This window comes from Alphaproteobacteria bacterium, assembly GCA_040218575.1.
In the GTDB taxonomy this organism is placed as follows: Bacteria; Pseudomonadota; Alphaproteobacteria; order JAVJRE01; family JAVJRE01; genus JAVJRE01.
In genome coordinates, this window is record JAVJRE010000007.1 from 127682 (window position 1) to 147729 (window position 20048).

The following is a 20048-nucleotide window of genomic DNA, read 5'->3' on the forward strand; positions in this document are numbered from 1 at the left end:
CGGCCGGTGGTCAGGCGCCGATCAGATTGGCGATGATGACCAGGACCACCAGCAGCACGACGCCAGAAACGACCGTGCCGGTGAGTGATTGCAGAATGCTGCCCATAAGAACTCCCCCTGGGTGCGTCAATTTGACTTGGCCGGAGTATAGTGACGGGCCGGGGCAGGGAAAAGGTCATCTGCAGGAAAAGACGGCAGTCCCGTGGTCAGCCGCCGGCGTCGGCCGAAACGAAACAGGATTCAGCCGGTGACCGACGACCCGCAGGCGCGGCCTGATACCACACAGAGTCTGGCCCACCTCCGGGACCTGGACCGGGATTCCTATCTGGCGGTTCTGCTGACGCCGGCGGAAGCCCGTATGGCCGGCGCGGCGGCGCTCGGCCTGCTGAACGAACTGCTGCGCATTCCGGCAACCGTGCGAGAACCGGCGGCGGCCCGCCTGCGGCTTGCCTGGTGGACTGACGCCCTGGCCCGGACACCCGGTAGCCATTCAGGCGGCGCTCCCACAACCGGCGTCGCGGCGCAACCGGTGCTCCGGCTCCTGGCCAGCTTCGCTGTGCAAAGCCCTGACCAGGAAAGAAAATTTCAGACCATGCTGGCAGCCACGGACTTCGCCACCGGCGGCGAGCCGCCACGGGACATGGCGGCACTGACCGGCTTTGCCGATGCCACCTGGGGCGAGGCGATGCGGCTGATCCACGATCTGGCTGGTGCGCCTTCACCGGGTGGCGCTTTCGCCCGCATGGCGCAAGGCGTCGGCTTGTCTCGGCTGCTGCTGGACCTGCCGCGCTGGGCTGGCCACGGCCGCCTGTTCCTGCCGGCCGACCGGCTGGCCCATCATGGCGTAGCGCCAGCCAGTGCCGCCGGTTCGGCCGGCCTGGGGAAGGTGGTGCAGGAGGTGGCGCAGGAAGCCCGCCGTTTGCTGGCCGGCCCGGCCCACCCGGACCGTGTTGGCGGTGGAGCCGCGGCGCGGCCGATCACGCTGCTGGCGGGGGTTGCCCGGCGCGACCTTGGCCGGCTGCAGCGGGCAGACCACGACCCCTGGCGGGTGGCCAGCGACCCCTGGCCGGTGTGGCGTCGCGCCGGCATGGTCTGGCGCGGGTTGAGCCGGCGGTCCTAGTCAGGCCAGGGCCCCGACCATGGGGTCAGGCCACGGCGGCAACACTGTCATCCAGCCACGCCGCCAGGTCGGACAGGGCACGGCGCGTCAGATGGTGCTTGCGGTCCATGCCGCGGGGCGGTTTGCCACGAGCATCGCGGATTTCCGGTGCCAGATCCGGGAACAGGCCGAAATTGGCGTTCATGGGCTGAAACGTGTCGGCCCTGGCGCCACCGGTGATGTGGCCGAGCAGCGCGCCGAGCGCGGTGGTCAGAGGCGGCTGGTCCGGCACCTGGCCCAGCCGCTCCGCCGCCGCAAAGCGGCCGGTCAGCAGGCCGATGGCCGCGCTTTCCACATAGCCTTCGACGCCGGTGATCTGCCCGGCAAAGCGTAGCCGGGGATCGGCTTTGAGGCGGGCCAGCGGGTCGAGCAGGCGCGGGCTGTTGAGAAAGGTATTGCGATGAACTCCGCCGAGGCGGGCGAATTCCGCCTGCTCCAGCCCGGGGATCGTCCGGAACACGCGCACCTGTTCGCCATGTCGCATCTTGGTCTGGAAGCCGACCATGTTGAACAGCGTGCCGAGTGCATTGTCCTGGCGAAGCTGAACCACTGCATGGGGGCGACGGCCGGTGCGGGGATCGGTCAGGCCGACCGGCTTCATGGGGCCGAAACGCAATGTCTCCGGCCCGCGCCCGGCCATGACCTCAATCGGCAGGCAGCCCTCGAAATAGGGTGTGTCCTTCTCCCATTCGTGGAAGGGCGTGGTCTCGGCCGTGTTCAGCGCCTCGATAAAGGCCCTGTACTGCACGTCGTCGAGCGGGCAGTTGATGTAGTCCCCGGCCTGGCCGGAGCCTTCCGTGAGGCCCTTGTCATAGCGCGACTGAAACCAGGCGATGGAGAAATCAATGCTGTCGCGGTGAACAATCGGCGCAATGGCGTCGAAGAAGGCAAGGGAGGTCTCACCGGTCAGGTCGGCGATGGCGGCGGAGAGATCCGGTGAGGTAAGGGGACCCGTAGCGACAATCACATTGTCCCAGTCGGACGGCGGCAGCCCGCCGATTTCCTCGCGGCGGATCGTCACCAAGGGATGGGACTCCAGTCGGGCTGTGACTTTGGCGGCGAAACCAACCCGGTCCACCGCCAGGGCCGAGCCGGCCGGCACACGATTGTCGTCCGCCGCCGCCAGGATGAGCGAATCGCAGCGGCGCATTTCCTCGTGCAACAGGCCCACCGCATTGCTTTCAGCATCATCGGAGCGGAAGGAGTTGGAGCAGACCAGCTCCGCCAGGCTGTCGCCGGCGTGAGCCGCGGTCGGGCGCAGCGGGCGCATTTCATGGAGCACCGCCGGAACGCCGGCGCGGGCGACCTGCCAGGCCGCTTCGGAGCCGGCGAGGCCGCCACCGACAATATGAACCGGCGGCAGATCAGGGGTCATGGGGAAATCCTTGGGCGGGGCAGGAATGAGGGAAGAGCGGAATCGGAGGGACGGGTTTGAGCCATTGGGTACGAAGTCCGAGACATAGGACGCCAGCCAGCGCCCGGCAATGAGTATAAGAGGGCCGGAACCTCAAAGGGAGCAGGAGTCAGGGCCCGATACGGAACCCGGCATCAGGAGCGGGCATCGCAGTTGGCTATGGCGATCAGGCGGGCGTAAACAACTCCACTGGCCGGGCGATGCCGCGCAGAGCGCACTCGCCGCGCGATTGGAACGGAGTCGGGCAGAGGGCGACGAACTCCGCCGAAGCCACCAGCGCCGTATTCCAGGCCGAGCAGAACTTCTCCATTCTGGTCACGCGATTGACCGCCGGGCCGATGACCGTGAAGTCGAGGCGACCATCGCCGCCGATATTGCCATACATGACATCGCCGGCGTGCAAGGCGATGCCGAAGCGGATTTGCGGCGCGCCGCCACCGGCCCGTCCAGTATTCCATTCCTCCACACGGCGGCGGGCCGCATTGGCCGCATCCAGCGCTTTCTGCGCCGCGGTTCGTCTGGCCCGCGAATCCCCCGACAAGGGGAATATGGCGAGCATGGCGTCGCCGACGAACTTCAGCACCTCGCCGCCGAGTTCCTGCACCGGATCCACAACACATTCGAAGAAGCCATTCAGGGTGTCGATCAGCGCATCGCGCTGCAGGGTTTCCGACAGGGCCGTGAAATCACGGATGTCGCAGTACCACAGCACTGCCTCGATAGTTTCGCCGTCGCCCAGGTGAATACTGCCGGCCAGCACTTTCGCCCCGGCGTGGTGGCCCACATAAGTATCGAGAATGGCAATGGCGTTGAGCCGGCGCTGGATCAGCTCGATCAGCGGCGCGACCACCGGCAGGGTTTGATCGAGGATCGTCAGCGCGCGCTTGCCGTAGCCGCCGGCCTGTCGCGTCGAGGCGGTGAAGGCCATGGCGGCGGTGCCTTCGCTGCTGTCCAGCGGCCAGATGGCGTAGTGGGTAATGCCGTCGGCCGCCAGATCGTCCAGCAGCGGGAATTCGCGCGGTGCGACCATGTGCTCCAGGTCATAGCGGGCGGGACCGTGCCCGGCAAAGACGCGGGCGACGGGGCTGTTGATGAAGAAGTTGGTGCCCTCCACATCGCGCGGCCGCTGCACCTGGCTGGTGCCCTTGCCGTCCACCCAGTAATAGGCGCGGGTAAAGAGCAGGGGGTGGAGCTGACGGTTGTGGACAGTCAGACGCCAGACCGGGACACCCACCGCCTGCAGACGCACGGCCAGGCCGGCCAGCAGGTCGCCGGTGTCGTCGATGGCGCGGGCCGGGCCCAGCAGCCAGGCACGGAGCGTGGCGGCCGCGGCGGCGGCCGACAGGGGCCGGCCTGCGACCTGGCTTGGCGGAGTCATGACCGCAGTCTACAGACGGAAGCCGGCCAGGGGCAGGTTCGTCCGACAAGCCTGATCACGGGACCTTTTGACGACTGCGGCCCGGAGCCGCTAGAGTTCATCGCTGGCCTGCATCCGGCAGGCATTTCGACATGAACAGGAGAAGACGTCATGCGTCGCCTGCTGCTTCTGTCAGCCCTTGCTCTGACATCGCTGCTTCCTTTTGGTTCGGCCGAGAGCGCCCTTAATCGGGCGCCGCAACTGCTGGCCGTTCTGACGACCCCGGTGGCTGTGCCTCTGCAGTGCCGCTATGGTCAGTGTCATGCGGAACTGACCAGTTTCTGCCTGGAGCCGGAACGCCGGGCGCCGGCCAGGGGAACGCGCTATGAGGCGCGCAATGCCGATGACTTCGTCCTGACCGGCATGACGGCCGATGGCCAGACCATAAGCGTACCGGCGGGCGAGATGGTGGCGATCACCTCGCTGCGCGGCCACTCGGCCATCCAGGTGACCGTGCGTGGCGCGGCGCTGCGACAACTGGGACTGGTCAGTGCGGCGGTCAGCGTGGCGCCGGACGTTTTCGTTGCGGTGGCGGATGAAGCCGGGCAATTCAGCCTGCCGCACACGGCGATAGACCTGGCCCTGGCCGAAGACGTGCTGCGCCCCCTGGGCCGGCGAATCGTCGAGGGCGACACGGAAGCGGCAGGGGCGGCGCTGCTGACCGCCCGTCTGGTCAACGCCCTGCCACTGGCGGAACGGGAGAGCGCCAGCGAGCGCAATGGCCTGTGGGACATCACCCTGGGCACGGCGGCACAGGCCGGGCGGACCGGCGCGCGGCAGGCCTATGACACGTGTCTGGCGAAAGCGCCGGACGGCGGTCGATTCACCATGCGTGACTGCCTGGCGGCGCGGCATGACCAGATGATCGGCGATCTCAACAAGACCTACTGGGACGCACTCCAAAGCGGCAGTTAAGGGCAAGCCGAAATCAGCCGCTGGCGGCGGCCGGGTCCGGCTGCAACAGGCCCAGAATATTGCCCTCGCTGTCGTGGATGCAGGCGTGCCAGCCGACGCCGGGGATAGGCCGTTTGGCCAAGGCGACTCTACCGCCGGCCTTTTCCGCGGCAGCGGTCACGCCGTCCACATCGGCCACCTCCGCAGTGCACATGAAGCCGGTGAGGGGCTGTCCATCAACCGGGGCGGGGCCATGGCGCAGCATCAGGGCGCCGTCGATGCCGGCTGTGCCGTGCTCGCCGGTTTCGATCAGCCAGTAGCCGTCGCTCTCGCCGTTCCAGGGCCTGATCCGCCAGCCCATGACGGTTTCGTAGAATGCGATGGCGCGCGCCACGTCAGTGACGTGGATTTCGAAGTGGATGACACGACCCATGGACCGTCCTCCGTTTTGACGCGCCGTTCCGCGCCTGAACGCATCGCCCTGATCGCCTAGCGGGCGGCGCTGGCGGTTGCCTTGCGCGGGCGACCTTTGGCGCGGCCGGTTTTCGCCTTACGCGGTTGGGCAACCGCCGGACCCGCTTTCGCCGCCGCCACACGCTGTTGCAGGGGTCGCCTGAGGTGTGGGCGGAGAAACTGGCCGGTATAGCTTTCGGCCACCTCTGCCACGTCTTCCGGCGTTCCGGCGGCAACGATGCGGCCGCCGCCGTCGCCGCCTTCCGGCCCCAGATCGATAATCCAGTCGGCGGTCTTGATGACCTCCAGATTGTGTTCGATCACCACTACGCTGTTGCCTTGCTCAACCAGGGCATGGAGCACCTCCAACAGGCGGCGCACGTCTTCGAAGTGCAGACCGGTGGTGGGCTCATCGAGAATATAGAGCGTGCGGCCAGTGGCCCGCCGTGACAGTTCCTTGGCCAGCTTCACCCGCTGCGCTTCGCCGCCGGAGAGGGTCGTCGCCGACTGGCCCACATGGATATAGCCAAGCCCCACGCGATTAAGCGTATCCAGCTTGTCGCGAATGGCCGGCACGGCGCGGAAAAACTCCAGGCCTTCCTCCACTGTCATATCCAGCACGTCGGCGATGGACTTGCCGCGGAAGCGGACTTCCAGAGTCTCGCGATTGTAGCGCTTGCCATGGCATTCCTCGCACTGGACATAGACGTCCGGCAGGAAGTGCATCTCGATCTTGATGACGCCGTCGCCCTGACACGCCTCACAGCGGCCACCGCGCACGTTGAACGAGAACCGGCCCGGCTTGTAGCCACGGGCGATGGCGTCGGGCAGACCTGCATACCAGTCGCGGATAGGCGTGAACGCGCCGGTATAGGTGGCCGGGTTCGAGCGCGGTGTGCGGCCGATCGGGGACTGGTCGATATCGACGATCTTATCGACGTATTCCAGTCCCTCGATACGCTCGTGAGCGCCGGGATGATCGCGCGCACCCATGACCCGGCGGGCGATGGCCTTATACAGGGTTTCCAGAATCAGCGTGGACTTGCCGCTGCCCGATACACCGGTGACGCAGGTAAAGGCGCCAAGCGGAATGGCCGCGTTAACCGACTGAAGATTGTGTTCGGTAGCACCGATGATGCGCACCTCACGGCGCTTGCCGCCGACGATCTTGCCGGGCCGCCGTGTCGCCGGCAGGGGCACCTGACGCATGCCGGTGATGTACTGGCCGGTCAGGCTGTCAGGATTGGCAAAGACCGTATCGGGCAGGCCAGAGGCGATAACATGACCGCCATGAACGCCAGCGCCGGGGCCCATGTCCACCAGCCAGTCGGCGCTGCGGATCGCTTCCTCGTCATGCTCCACCACAATGACCGTGTTGCCCAGATCACGCAGCCGCACCAGGGTGGAGAGCAGGCGGGCATTGTCGCGCTGATGCAGACCGATGGACGGTTCGTCCAGCACATAGAGGACACCGGTCAGGCCGGAGCCGATCTGTGAGGCGAGACGGATGCGCTGGCTTTCGCCGCCCGACAGGGTGCCGGAGTTACGTGACAGGGCCAGATAGTCGAGCCCGACACTGTTGAGAAAGCCCAGCCGTTCGTTGATTTCGCGCAGGATGCGCCGGGCGATTTCGTTTTCCTTGGCGCTGAGACGCGACTCAAGAGTGCCGAACCAGCGCACGGCACTGGCTATGGAAAACTCCGCCACCTGGCTGATGTCATGGCCAGCGATCTTGACGGCCAGCGCCTCCGGCTTCAGCCGACGCCCCTGACAGACGCCGCACGGGCTGATGTTCTGATACTTGCCCAGCTCCTCGCGGACCCATGACGAATCGGTTTCGCGCCAGCGCCGCTCCATATTGGGAATGACACCCTCGAACGGCTTGCTGGTTTTATAGGTGCGCAGGCCATCGTCGTATTTCATGGTGACAGGCGTTGCGCCGGAGCCGAACAGGACCGCCTTGCGCACCGCCTCGGGCAGGTCGCTCCATGCGGTCTTGACCGACACCTTGAAGTGACGGGCGATGGAATCCAGGGTCTGGCCGTAATATTGCGATGACGAGCCGGCCCATGGCCCGATGGCGCCATCCCGCAAGCTTTTCGACTCATCCGGCACAATCAGCTCAGGGTCGAAGAACATGGTGGTGCCGAGGCCGTCGCAGGCCGGGCAGGCGCCGTGCGGATTGTTGAAGGAAAAGAGGCGCGGCTCAATCTCGTCGATGGTAAAGCCGGAAACAGGACAGGCGAAGCGGGCGGAGAAGACCGTGCGCTCTCCGCTGTCCGCGTCATCGGCCCAGACAATGCCGTCAGCCAGCTCCAGCGCCGTCTCGAAGGATTCCGCCAGACGACCGGCCAGGTCATCGCGGACGACAACGCGGTCCACCACCACTTCGATGTGGTGCTTGCGCTTTTTGTCGAGAGTCGGAGTCTGATCGATCTCGACAATGGTCCCGTCGACGCGAAGCCTCTGGAAACCTCGCTTCTGCAGGTCGGCGATCTCCTTGCGGTATTCGCCCTTACGGCCGCGCACCACCGGCGCCAGCAGGTAGAGGCGGGTTCCCGGTTGCATGGCCATCACACGATCAACCATCTGCGACACGGTCTGGCTTTCGATGGGCAGGCCGGTGGCCGGCGAATAGGGTACGCCGATGCGCGCATAAAGCAGGCGCAGATAATCATAGATTTCCGTCACCGTGCCGACGGTGGAGCGGGGATTGCGCGAGGTGGTCTTCTGTTCAATGGAAATGGCCGGACTGAGGCCCTCGATCTGGTCCACGTCCGGCTTTTCCATCAGCTCCAGGAACTGGCGGGCATAGGCTGACAGGCTTTCCACATAGCGCCGCTGACCCTCCGCATAGATGGTGTCGAAGGCCAGGGAGGACTTGCCGGAGCCCGACAGGCCGGTGACCACCACCAGCTGGTCGCGCGGAATCTCCACGTCGATATTCTTGAGGTTGTGCTCTCTGGCTCCGCGCACGGAAATATGGGTCTGATGCGGAGGTGCGCTCATGGCCTGCTTTGGCTCGGGGGTGGGGCGGGACCGGAAATCATCCGGTGTTTCATCAATATAGGTTTGCCGGCGCCCTGAATCGACTCCCCATGGCCCATGGGCCCGTTGGTCAGGTCCGGCCGACTGGCAGACGGATCGACCGGGCCGGTTGACCAGGCGGGCGGCGGCGGCCACTGTTTGGGCCCCTTTTTCGGGCAATCCGCATTAACCCCCTATACTCTCCCGCCTTAAGCCCTCTTTTACGCTCCCCCTTTTTACGCATACAGAGAGACGATGACATGGCTGACAGCGACCGCTGGCATAAACCCGAATTCGTTGCGGAGTGGGACAGCGCCAACCATGCGCGCTGGCCGGAGCGGGACTCCCAGGTGGCCTATCTGGCGGCGCTGGCCGCCGCCGCCTGGCAGCCGGCAAGCTGGATCGCTGACTATGCCTGCGGCACCGGGCTGGTGGCGGAACCGCTGTTGGGTCGGGATGAAAGGGTCCAGGTGCTGGAGATCGACTATTCCGCCGCCTGTCTGAAGCGAGCCGGTGAGCGACTGGCGCCGTTCGGCAGTCGGGTGCGGACTCTGCAGGCGGACCTGACCACACTTGAGGCGGCGGACCTGGCGGCGACGCCGATCAGCGTGGCGCTGTGCGTACAGAGCTTCCACCATTTCCCCGATCATGAGAAAGCCCGCCAGATGAAGGTCATGGCCGATGCTCTGTTGCCGGGCGGCCTGTTCCTGACCCTCGACCGCTTCGCCCCATCCGACGACCGGCTGATGGACGATTACCGGGCCTTCTGGGCTGAACAGGGACGCCAGTTGGCGGAAGCGCCCGTGGCCGAGAAATCGGCCTCAGAAAACCGCACCGGCAGCGGCGAGACCGCCGCCAATCTGGACTGGTTCCTGGCCTCCCTGCGCGCGCTTGGCCTGACGGCAACGGTCCTTACCCTGGCCGGCACCCGCGGTATTGTCGCCGCCCGCAAGCCTGCCTAGCGGGCCAGCGGGGATGGGGCTGCGGGTCGCGGCCGGCGGCCGGCCTGTGTAGGATCGGCGACAGCAGGGTTGAGCCCGCGGGAACGCCGAACAGGTCGGGAGACAGCACATGGCAGGCAGCGTCAATAAGGTGATTCTGGTCGGAAATCTGGGACGCGACCCGGAAGTGCGGACGTTCCAGAACGGCGGCAAGGTATGCAACATGACCCTGGCCACCAGCGAGCGGTGGAACGACCGGCAGAGCGGCGAGCGCCGCGAGAAGACCGAATGGCACCGGGTCGTGATCTTCGACGACAAGCTGGTGGAAGTGGCGGAGAAGTATCTGCGCAAGGGCTCCATGATCTTCGTCGAAGGCCAGCTTGAAACCCGCAAGTGGCAGGATCAGTCCGGCCAGGATCGTTATTCCACGGAAGTGGTGCTGCGTCGCTTCCGTGGCGAGCTGACCATGCTGGGCGGCCGCGGCGACGGCGCGTCGTCGGGTGGCAGTTCGGCAAGCGGTTATGACGAACCGGCCATGGCCGATGATAGTGGGCGTGGTCAGTCCATGGGCGCCGGCGCGGCCGATCTGGACGACGACATTCCTTTCTGAGAGCAGGCCGGGCTGAGAGCAGGCCGGGCTGATGGCCGGCGAGACCGTTGTGCAACGGACTACTGGACGGCCGGGCGGGCCCAAGGCATAAGAACGGCGCGGCGCACCAAGCAGGGCGCAGCCTGGCCCGCGCCACAGGGGCGAGCGGGCCATAAAACCCGGCATTCCCGCCATGAGCACGACCCCGCCGGAGTCCCTGGCCTTCCGGCCGCGCCTCGGCCGCCACCTTAAAGACCTGACCCGACTGGCGGTGCCGATGATCCTGGCGCGCTCCGGCCAAACCATCATGATCACCGTGGACACCATGATGGTCGGACGCTACAGCGCCGGCGACCTGGCCTATCTGGGTCTCGCTAACGCGGTGCTGTTCACCGTCATGATCGGCGCCATCGGCCTGTTGATCGGCACCGTCGCCTCCACCTCGCGGGCCTATGGCGCAGGCGATGCGGACCTGTGCGGCGAGGTCTTCCGGCGCGGCGTACGCTACGCCTTTGTTCTGGGCGTGGCGGCGATGGTGCTGATGGCCTGGCCGGAACCGTTGTTCAGCCTGACCGCCGGCAGCGCCGATATGGTGGCCGGCGCCGCCAGCGCCACACGCATCTTTGCTCTCGGCTTGCCTGGCGCCACCCTGTTCATGATGGCCGCTTTCTTCCTGGAGGGAATCAAGCGGCCGCGTCCGGCCATGGTTCTGATGGTCGGCGCCAACCTGCTGAATATCCTGCTCAACTGGCTGCTGGTCTATGGCCATTGGGGCCTGCCGGCGCTGGGCGCCGATGGTTCGGCCCTGGCCTCGTCCATCCTGCGCTGGGCCATGGCCGGCGCGTTGCTGGCCTATATCCTGTGGCTGATGCCCGGCCGCAGCGCCTTTGCGTTGCGCCGGCCACGGCCGGGAAGCTGGCGGCGGGCGACGCGCGAACGACGGCTCGGCTATGCCAATGGCGTCAGCCAGTTGGCCGAGGCCGCCGCATTCTCCGCCATGACACTGTATGCCAGCGCCATCAGCGTCATCGCCGTTGGCGTCTACACCATCAGCCTCAATCTGCTGGGCATGCTGTTCATGGTGGCGCTGGGCACCGGTTTCGCAACGGCCGTGCGGGTGGGTTATGCCATCGGCCACGGCGATGGCGACGAGACCGCCTTTGCCGGCTGGACCGGGCTGGCCGCCAATACGGTTGTTTGCCTGTTGCTGGCGGCATTGGTGGTGACGCCGTTTGCCGGAGCCATTGCCTCATTCTACACCGAAGACCCGGCCCTGATCGCGGCCGCCACGCCGCTTTTGATTCTGACCGCCTTCGCGGTGATCTTCGACGGCGGGCAGGGGGTAATGGCCACCACCCTGCGCGCCATGCACGACACCTGGATGCCGACCCTGTGTCATGTGGTCAGCTATATCGTCATCATGCTGCCGCTGGGCTGGCTGCTGGCGATCACTCTGGAACGCGGCACACGGGGCCTGATCGAGGCCATCATCATCGCCAGCATCGTCAGTGTCGGCCTGTTGTCGGCGCGCTTTTTCGTGCTGAGTCGGCGACCACCCGAGGTGCTGGCCGGGGATGTCTGAACGAGGCCCGGTTTGAGCCGATTCCAGGCTCCATCGCCGACGCCTGCCGGGCCCGGCAAAACACCGCATCTGGTTGTTGACGGGCCCTCGATCTGCTAGGTTTTGGGTTCGCGGCGGGTATTCGTGCCCGTCCCTCCTGCGCCTCGTCACGGGGCCGGAGTCATCGTCCCGCCGGCCCGGTATGCACAGGCGCAGCCGGGCCGCAGGCACCAGATCAGGCAGCGGCATTTGACCATCACGATCCCGACCGGCGAGCCTCCCAGCGAGAATATTCTGGGGGTCACCATCGAAGAGGAGATGAGCCGCTCCTACCTGGATTACGCCATGAGCGTGATCGTCTCGCGGGCCCTGCCGGACGTGCGCGACGGACTGAAGCCGGTGCAGCGGCGCATCCTCTATTCGATGCACGAGTCGGGCTTCCACTATAACCGTGGCTATCGCAAATCCGCCCGCATCGTCGGCGACGTGATGGGCAAATACCATCCGCACGGAGATTCGGCGATCTATGACGCCATGGTCCGCATGGCGCAGGATTTCTCCCTGCGCCTGCCGCTGGTGGACGGTCAGGGCAATTTCGGCTCCATGGATGGCGATCCGCCGGCAGCCATGCGCTACACCGAAGCGCGGCTGGCCCGCGCCGCCCATTCTCTGCTGGACGATATCGACCGCGAGACCGTGGAGTTCAAAGAGAATTACGACGAGACGACCCGCGAGCCGACGGTCCTGCCGACCCGTATTCCGAATCTGCTGGTCAATGGCGCCGGCGGCATCGCCGTCGGCATGGCCACCAGCATACCGCCACACAATCTGGGAGAGGTGGTCGACGCCTGCTGCGCCCTGCTGGCCGACGACCATCTGAGCGACGACGCCCTGCTGGAGCTGGTGCCGGGGCCGGACTTTCCTACCGGCGGCATTATCCAAGGCACCGGCATCATCCGTCAGGCCTATACCACCGGCCGCGGCACCATCATCGTGCGCGGCCGCACAAAAATAGAGGATCGCGGCGGCGGACGTGCCTCGATCATCGTCAATGAAGTGCCCTACCAGGTGAACAAGTCACGGATGATCGAGCGTATTGCCGAGGCGGTCAACGCCAAGATCATCGAAGGCATTTCCGACCTGCGTGATGAATCCGACCGCGACGGCGTACGCGTGGTGATCGAGTTAAAACGTGACGCCGAGCCGGACGTGGTGCTGAACCAGCTTTACCGCTATTCGCCGCTGCAGAGCAGCTTCGGCGTCAACATGGTGGCGCTGAACGGCGGCCGGCCGGAGATCATGTCGCTGCGTGAGGTGCTGCAGGCGTTCATCAGTTTCCGCGAAGAGATCATCACCCGGCGCACCCGCTATGATCTGGGCAAGGCGCGCGAGCGGGCCCATACCTTGATCGGTCTGGCGGTGGCGGTAGCCAATCTGGACGAAGTAATCCGCCTGATCCGTGCCGCCCGCGACCCCGACGCGGCCCGTCAGGCTCTTACCACGGCGCTCTGGCCAGCGACCGACATCGCGCCGTTGATCGCCCTGGTAGCGGAGCCGGACCGGCCCGTGGTGGATGGCCATTACGCCCTGTCGGAAGCACAGGCGCGGGCCATCCTGGAGCTGCGTCTGCACCGCCTGACCGGGCTGGAGCGAGGAAAAATCGCCGCCGAGCTGCAGGAAGTGGTGGACCGTATCGCCGACTATCTGGACATTCTGGGCTCTCGTCTGCGGCTGCGCGACATCCTTCGCGAGGAGCTGATCGCCATCAAGGACGCCTTCGCCACACCGCGCCGGACCGAGCTGGCGGAAGGGGAGGCGCTGCACGATCTGGAAGACCTTATCCAGCGCGAGGACATGGTCGTCACCGTCACCCACAACGGCTACATCAAGCGGGTGCCGCTTTCCACCTATCGGGCGCAGCGGCGCGGTGGCAAGGGCCGCATGGGCATGACCACCACGGAAGACGACGCGGTGGCCCAGGTGTTTGTGGTCAACACCCACACACCAGTCCTGTTCTTTTCGTCGCGCGGCATGGTCTATATGCAGAAGGTCTATCGGTTGCCGCTGGGCAGTCCGCAGACCCGCGGCAAGGCCCTGATTAATCTTCTGCCACTGGAAGACGGCGAGACCATCACCACCCTGATGCCCCTGCCAGAAGATGAAGCCGCCTGGGGCGAGGGGCACATCGTCTTCGCCACCGCCAGCGGCAATGTGCGGCGTAATCGCCTCGACGACTTCACCAATGTCATGGCCAACGGCAAGATCGCCATGAAGCTGGACCCCGGCGACCGGTTGATCGGTGTCGCCGCTTGCCAGGACGGCAGCGACATTTTGCTGGCGGCGCGCAGCGGACGCTGCACGCGCTTTCCGGTCAGCGACGTGCGGGTCTTTTCCGGTCGCACCTCCACTGGTGTGCGCGGCGTTCGTCTGGACAAGGGCGACGAGCTGATCTCGTTGTCGATCCTCGACCATGTGGCGGCGGACACCGATAGCCGCGAGGCTTATCTGCGGGCGGCCATGGCGGCGCGGCGTCTGGCCAGCCAGGGTGACGAGGCGGAAGACAATGACCGGGCGGCGGCGGCGCTGCTCAACCAACCGCCCTATGACGGTCTGGCCGCACAGGAGCAGTTCATCCTGACCATCACCGAGAACGGGTTCGGCAAGCGCAGCTCCGCCTACGAGTACCGGGCCGCCAAACGGGGCGGCAAGGGCTATGCCAACATCATCACGTCGGAACGGAATGGACCGGTGGTGGCGTCGTTTCCGGTGACCGACAGCGATCAGATCATGCTGGTCAGCGACCGCGGCCGCATCATGCGCTGTCCGGTGGATGATATCCGCATCGCCGGTCGCGCCACCCAGGGGGTGACGGTGTTCAGCCTGGATGACGGCGAACGCACGGTTTCGGTCAGCCAGATGGCGGAAGACGCCGATGCGCCGGAAGACCCCGAGGAACCGGCCAGTGGCCCGGTCGGGGCGCCGGACAGCCAGGGTGAGTCCCGGGACGGGCCGGACGACTCTGATGAGTGAAGCCGGCGTGAACGAGGCCGGCGCGCGCGCCGTCTATCCCGGCACCTTCGACCCGGTGACCCTGGGCCATGTGGACATTATCGGCCGGGCGGCGCGCCTGTTCGACAGCCTGGTGGTGGCGGTGGCGGCGGATACGGGCAAGGCGCCGCTGTTCAGCCTGGACGAGCGAACGGCCATGGTGGAGAAGGCGGTGGCGGCCCTGCCCGATGGCGCCGGCCAACGCATCCGGGTGCGGCCGTTCGACGGGCTGCTGGTGGATCTGGCGCGCGAGGAAAGGGCACGGGCCATCGTCCGTGGCCTGCGTGCCGTCTCTGACTTTGAGTTCGAGTTTCAGATGGTCGGTATGAACACGCGGCTGGACCCAACGCTGGAGACCGTATTTCTCATGGCCTCGGAAAAGCACACCTTCATCGCCTCGCGCTTCGTCAAGGAAGTGGCGCGGCTGGGCGGCGATGTATCCAGCTTTGTGGCGCCGGACATCGCCCGGGCGTTGCGCGCCAAATATGCCGCCGGCAGCGGCGACCCGGCCGCCTGACGCCGGCAAAACCACCGGGAGTCAGGCGCAGTGTGCGGCCCTCAGCCGGCCAGCGCGATTGATTTCCGGCTCATCTCCGCTATGGTCCGGCCGCACCGGCCCGGCGGGCCGGCGAAGAGCCCGTAGCTCAGTTGGTAGAGCATCTGACTTTTAATCAGAGGGTCGCAGGTTCGAGACCTGCCGGGCTCACCATATTCATCAGGCATACACACCCGGATGCGCCGCGGCCTATGACAGGCCGGCGATGACGGTGGTGAGCTGATCCTCGGTGATGAAGTAGCGGCCGATCTGGCCCTGACCACCGCCCAGCGTGAAGACTTCCTGACCCTGGCCGTCGAAGATAAACACCGCCGGCACGGACAGCACGCCGCCCATGGCCTGAGTAAGGCGGCCATCGGCCTGAATCACCGGCATGGAAGCGGGAACCACATCGAGGAAACGGTTGAGACGGGCGGTATCTATGGGGCCGGCGAAGTCCTCCATCCAGTTGACCGCAATCATGCTGACGGTATCACCGTGCTTATCGATATAGCTTTGCAGGTGCCCCATTTCAGCGCGGCATGGCGGGCACCAACTGGCGAAGAAGGTGACCAGCACGGGCCGGCCGTCGAATGCCGCGTCGGTGACCGGGTCGCGCAGCACCCGCTGGCCCTTCAGAGCGGTCTGCAACGCGCTGTCGAGGGTTGCCGCTTGGCCGGTGCCGGGCAGGGACAGGGTCGCGACGGACGCCGCGGCAAGGCCGACACCAGCGGCCAGCACGGCGCGGCGGTTCAGGGCAAAGTCAGGCATGGTGGATGGCACCCCGCGCGGTCGATCACAAAGATCGCTCAGCCTCATCATGGGCGGGCACACGGACAAGGCACTTTGTGGTGAGTTGCTTTCTGGTGAGGCCATTTGGCAGTGAATCACGCCTGTAGCCGGACGGTGGAACCAGAGATCAGGCGAACCGGGGTTAGCCGGCGGCGCTGTCCGATCGCCACCATGACGAGGCCTTGCACTTGGGGCAGATGCGCTCCCCGACCCACAGGCTCGGGAAGGAACGCTGGCAGGACAGGCAGTTACGGGTCTTTGGCCGGGCCGGCGTTTCCGGGTCTGGCTTGCTGAATGCAGGCGGTTCGGTTGTGCTCATGGTTACAGTCTAACCGGAAAATGCGGCAAAGTCCGGGCGAATCGCGCGCTTATCTTCATGTCCGGGCGGGCGCTGGTGTATGACAACCGAAAAGAGCGCCGGTTCGCCGCAACGAAACCCTTGCAATTCAGCCCGGCCGGGCCCATATGAGGGGCGTGATGGCTCCACAGCCTCTCATGTGACGTTTGCGTTTACCGCCTTGGTGGTGCTCACCCGTTCCCCTGAAACTGTGTAGTTTGTCGCTCCGCCGGACTCGAGTCCGTGCGGATTTTCCCGTGACTTTGAAAGTATGAAAATGACCACAGGTACCGTAAAGTTCTTCAACGTTTCCAAGGGCTATGGCTTCATCGCTCCTGACGACGGCTCGAAGGACGTGTTCGTCCATGTGTCCGCTCTTGAGCGGGCCGGACTCCAGACCCTGAACGAAGGCCAGAAGCTGAGCTTCGAGATTCAGCCTGACGCGCGCGGCCCCAAGGCCGTCAACCTGCAGGCCGAGTAGCCAGACCCACGCCGTCAAGAAACCATCTGACGGTATCTGGCGTCCCTGGGCGGTTTCCGCCCACACCAAGACATCGTCGAAAAGACTGACCGGCGCGCAAGACCCGGCCGGCGCCGTCTCTCTCGGGAGACCGGCGTCGGTACGGGCGCGCCGTCCGGTTCAGGATAACCCGCCGCCGACCGCAATGACGGTGGCGCCGGGCGCGATGTAACTGTTTTCTCAAGGATAAAAACCATTCTGACTACTCCTCCTGCTTTTTCCGATCTCGGAATCAGCCAGCCGCTTTGCCGCACGCTCGCCGCTCTTGGCTTTGCACACCCGACACCCATTCAAGCCCAGGCCATCCCCTCGCTGCTACAGGGCAGGGACGTCATGGGCATCGCCCAGACGGGAACCGGCAAGACCGCCGCCTTTGCCCTGCCCATTCTCCAGGCCCTGGCCGATATCCCCCCATCGCGCCGGCCGCGCGCGCTTATTCTGGTGCCCACCCGCGAGCTGGCCATTCAGGTGGCCAGCGCCTTTCGCGACTATGGCGCCGGGCTCAAGCTGCGCGCCGCATCGGTCATCGGCGGCGCGCCGATCCGCCGCCAGGCTGATGTGCTGCGCCGCGGCGTGGATATTCTGATCGCCACCCCAGGCCGCCTTCTGGACCTCATGAGCCAGCGTCAGGCCGACCTCGGCGAAGTGCGCCACCTGGTCCTGGACGAAGCCGACCGCATGCTGGACATGGGCTTCATCCGCGATGTCCGGCGCATCATCGCCGCCTTGCCGAAGCAACGTCAGGCGTTGCTGTTCTCGGCCACCATGCCGGACGAAGTGGCGTCGCTGGCCCGCGACATGCTGCAGGACCCGGTGCGGGTGTCGGTGACGCCGAAGGTGGTGACCGTCGCCGCCATTCGCCAAAGCGTCCATTTCGCCTCTTCAGCAGTGAAGGCGCGGCTGTTGCGTGATCTGCTGAATGATGCGGCTCTGTCGCGCGTGATTGTCTTCACCCGGACCAAGCATCGCGCCGACCGGGTTGCCGATGGCCTGGTCAAATCAGGCATTCCGGCCAGCGCCATGCATGGCAACAAGTCGCAGGGCGCGCGTCAGCGAGCCCTGGAGGACTTCCGCTCCGGCCGGGTGCGGGCCCTGGTAGCGACAGATATCGCCGCCCGCGGCATCGATGTGGCGGGGATCTCTCACGTCATCAATTTTGACGTGCCGGTGGAGCCGGAAAGCTATGTTCACCGCATCGGCCGAACGGCCCGCGCCGGCGCCGAGGGCGTGGCGGTTACCTTCTGCGACGAGACGGAGTTTGCCGCCTGGCGCAGCATCGAGACTATCGTCAAACAGCCGATTACGGTTGCCGGCGGCGAGCGGCCCCATGCGGTGTCCCGTACGCCCGTCAAACGCCCGCAGAACAACAGGCGGCACGGCCGTGATGACGCCGCCAACACACGGGGCGGCCAGCCGGGGCGCGCCGGCAAGGGTGCGCACGACTCCACGCCGGCCAGTCAGCTCCGCGGCAAACGCAACCGGCGACCGGCCCAGTCGACACGACCGGCCCGCGCTATTGCCGGATAAAGCGGAGCCGGCTGATGCCGGTCACAGTCGCGACTATTTGCATTTAGCGGGGTTTTGCCAAGAAACCTTCGTTTGACAATAGGTTAACGGCTTCACTTCAGTCTGTTGCTGAACCTTGCCAAAAGGCAGGGTCAGCATCAGGACGGACGTTGCCATGACCGCTCTCTTGTCACAGCAGACACCGCAGCCAGCACAGTCACCGGATCGTCGCCGGCCGGGACCGCCCCATGCGGGGCCGGCCCAGGAGCGCCGCCTGACCTATCGCCTGATGACCTACTGGCAAACCCGTGCCGGGCAGCGCGACTGGCCGGCGCTCAACGATATCGAGCCGGCGGCCATCGCCGACCTGTGGCCCCATTGTTTCGTCATCCGCCGGTTCGGCAATAACAGCTTTCCCTATTTCCACTATCTGGGCTCGGCCCTCAGGACCTATTCCGGCATCTATCTGAGCGGCCGGTTCGACTGGACCCAGACACTGCTGGACAAGGCGGTGCGGGACTTCCGCCGCGTCTTCGATGAAGGGGCGCCGCTGCTGCATGAAGATTCACTGACCCGCTTCGATGGCGGGCGCCTGCTGTTCCGAAGCGTTCTTTTGCCGCTGAGCGACGATGGCCGGTCGGTGGATTTCGTGCTCGGCGCGGCCAACGGCATGACCTTGGCGCCCGACGGCGGCGACAGTGACGGTGATGGCGACGGTCTGGACGTGGCCAGTGCCGTGCAGGACGAGCGCGGCCAGGTGCGCGGTGATCCGGGCATGATCGCGGATGCGGCGGCCGATTGCCTGGTCCGTGACGAGCAGGCCCAGATGCGCCAGCTCCGCGATCTGGCCGTCAGCGTGGCGCGGCTGTTTCGCCGCCCCTGATGGAGCCGGCCTGGCCAGCGTCCTTCTGATGGCCCCCTGACGGCCCCTGACCATTCGTGCGCCGCCCCTTGTGGTGAGGCAGCGGGCTTGCTTTCCCCGGCCAGCCGCGGGAGCCTTGGACCGGGCAATCGAGCGCTTTGGGGGGCTGGCATGGACGGGGACGCAATGGAGCGAGCAGCGGAGATTCTGGCGGAACTGCGGGTACGGCCGGAGTTCCGGTTGAACGCCCTGCCGGACGAGGCGACGCCGCCAACCATCGACGAAGCCTATGACATTCAGGAGCTGGTTCACGACCGGCTGCGCGGCCGCGGGCTGGGCGAAGTGATCGGTCACAAGCTGGCCTGTACGACGCGAGTCATGCAGCAGCGTATCGGCATCGACCATCCGTGCCCCGGCGGCGTCTTCGCCAACCGCGTCTATCAAGGTCATGTAGATATCCCGCGCGCTACGGCATTTCGCGCCATGGGCTGTGAGAACGAGATCTGCGTGGTTATGGGAACGGCGACCAGGCCCGAGGACGCCCCCTTCAGCGCCGCCCACATCCGCGACAGGACCGAGGCGCTGATGACCTGCATGGAGATCGGCCATTCCCGCTATACCTACGATGAGGAAACGCGGAAAAACGACGCCCGGACCATCGTCGCCGACGATTCCTGGGGCTGGGGCTGCGTTCTGGCGGAGCCGGTGACGGACTGGCAGTCGCTGGATCTGTCCCGTCTGGTGGCCCGCACAATCCTCAACGGTGAAGTCATCGGTGAGGGATACGGGGATCTGCCGCTGGGCGATCCGTTCGCCGCCGTCGCCTGGCTGGCCAACCAGCGGGCGAAGCGCGGTCAGGGCATCGCCGCAGGAGCCTTCATTTCCACCGGTAGCGTCGTCGCCCCGGCGCGGATCAGCGCCATCGGCGATCAGGTGAGCTGCGAGATCGAGGGTCTTGGACGGACCAGCGCCACCGTGGTCGCCTGACAGCGC

16 protein-coding genes and 1 tRNA gene are annotated in these 20048 nt (G+C 65.9%); 12 read left to right on the plus strand and 5 right to left on the minus strand.

The features are described from left to right. The first annotated feature begins 247 nt into the window (after positions 1–247). Positions 248–1120, plus strand: coding sequence for a squalene/phytoene synthase family protein (locus tag RIE31_10085; protein ID MEQ8640933.1), 873 nt, complete (start codon positions 248–250; stop codon positions 1118–1120). 25 nt (positions 1121–1145) lie between these two features. On the opposite strand, the gene trmFO is transcribed toward RIE31_10085, so the two are convergent. Together trmFO and RIE31_10095 are read right to left on the minus strand one after the other, a co-directional pair. Beyond that, on the minus strand, positions 1146–2534 hold the full coding sequence (trmFO, locus tag RIE31_10090; protein MEQ8640934.1) for a methylenetetrahydrofolate--tRNA-(uracil(54)-C(5))-methyltransferase (FADH(2)-oxidizing) TrmFO: 1389 nt from the start codon (positions 2532–2534) through the stop codon (positions 1146–1148). A gap of 205 nt (positions 2535–2739) precedes the next feature. Further along, on the minus strand, positions 2740–3951 hold the full coding sequence (locus RIE31_10095; GenBank protein MEQ8640935.1) for an adenylate/guanylate cyclase domain-containing protein: 1212 nt from the start codon (positions 3949–3951) through the stop codon (positions 2740–2742). Positions 3952–4101: 150 nt separating this feature from the next. Between RIE31_10095 and RIE31_10100 the strand changes: the two genes are divergently transcribed. Further along, a complete protein-coding gene (locus RIE31_10100) occupies positions 4102–4905 on the plus strand; it encodes a hypothetical protein (GenBank protein MEQ8640936.1) in 804 nt (267 codons plus the stop codon). A 13-nt stretch (positions 4906–4918) separates the two neighbouring features. On the opposite strand, the gene RIE31_10105 is transcribed toward RIE31_10100, so the two are convergent. Then, positions 4919–5317: a VOC family protein gene (locus RIE31_10105; GenBank protein ID MEQ8640937.1), complete on the minus strand. Its 399-nt coding sequence runs from the start codon at positions 5315–5317 to the stop codon at positions 4919–4921. A gap of 56 nt (positions 5318–5373) precedes the next feature. Beyond that, the gene (gene uvrA / locus RIE31_10110; GenBank protein MEQ8640938.1) at positions 5374–8346 is read right to left on the minus strand and encodes an excinuclease ABC subunit UvrA; all 2973 of its coding nucleotides are present in this window, start codon (positions 8344–8346) and stop codon (positions 5374–5376) included. A gap of 278 nt (positions 8347–8624) precedes the next feature. On the opposite strand from uvrA, the gene RIE31_10115 reads away from it, so the two are divergent. The 6 genes from RIE31_10115 to RIE31_10140 all read left to right on the plus strand — a co-directional run bounded on the left by RIE31_10115 (position 8625) and on the right by RIE31_10140 (position 15212). Next, entirely contained in the window at positions 8625–9326 is a 702-nt protein-coding gene (locus RIE31_10115; GenBank protein MEQ8640939.1) for a class I SAM-dependent methyltransferase, read from the plus strand. Positions 9327–9435: 109 nt separating this feature from the next. Beyond that, entirely contained in the window at positions 9436–9915 is a 480-nt protein-coding gene (gene ssb, locus RIE31_10120; GenBank protein ID MEQ8640940.1) for a single-stranded DNA-binding protein, read from the plus strand. Positions 9916–10087: 172 nt separating this feature from the next. After that, positions 10088–11476 (plus strand): MATE family efflux transporter, encoded by a 1389-nt coding sequence (locus RIE31_10125; GenBank protein MEQ8640941.1) that lies wholly within the window; start codon positions 10088–10090, stop codon positions 11474–11476. A gap of 228 nt (positions 11477–11704) precedes the next feature. After that, complete coding sequence (gene gyrA, locus RIE31_10130; GenBank protein MEQ8640942.1) at positions 11705–14485, plus strand: DNA gyrase subunit A; 2781 nt, start codon at positions 11705–11707, stop codon at positions 14483–14485. Beyond that, on the plus strand, positions 14478–15020 hold the full coding sequence (gene coaD / locus RIE31_10135; GenBank protein MEQ8640943.1) for a pantetheine-phosphate adenylyltransferase: 543 nt from the start codon (positions 14478–14480) through the stop codon (positions 15018–15020). The genes gyrA and coaD overlap by 8 nt, the downstream gene beginning before the upstream one ends. Positions 15021–15136: 116 nt before the next feature. Continuing rightward, a tRNA-Lys gene (locus tag RIE31_10140) sits at positions 15137–15212 on the plus strand. Between the two features lie 36 nt (positions 15213–15248). On the opposite strand, the gene RIE31_10145 is transcribed toward RIE31_10140, so the two are convergent. Further along, entirely contained in the window at positions 15249–15809 is a 561-nt protein-coding gene (locus RIE31_10145) for a TlpA disulfide reductase family protein (protein MEQ8640944.1), read from the minus strand. A gap of 629 nt (positions 15810–16438) precedes the next feature. Here RIE31_10145 and RIE31_10150 point away from each other — a divergent pair. From RIE31_10150 to RIE31_10165, 4 genes are all read left to right on the plus strand, one after another. After that, the gene (locus RIE31_10150) at positions 16439–16648 is read left to right on the plus strand and encodes a cold-shock protein (protein MEQ8640945.1); all 210 of its coding nucleotides are present in this window, start codon (positions 16439–16441) and stop codon (positions 16646–16648) included. A gap of 270 nt (positions 16649–16918) precedes the next feature. Continuing rightward, positions 16919–18214, plus strand: a complete 1296-nt coding sequence (locus tag RIE31_10155; protein MEQ8640946.1) for a DEAD/DEAH box helicase — start codon at positions 16919–16921, stop codon at positions 18212–18214. Positions 18215–18368: 154 nt separating this feature from the next. Then, entirely contained in the window at positions 18369–19076 is a 708-nt protein-coding gene (locus tag RIE31_10160; protein ID MEQ8640947.1) for a PAS domain-containing protein, read from the plus strand. 150 nt (positions 19077–19226) lie between these two features. Then, complete coding sequence (locus tag RIE31_10165; protein MEQ8640948.1) at positions 19227–20042, plus strand: fumarylacetoacetate hydrolase family protein; 816 nt, start codon at positions 19227–19229, stop codon at positions 20040–20042. The last annotated feature ends 6 nt before the right edge of the window (positions 20043–20048 follow it).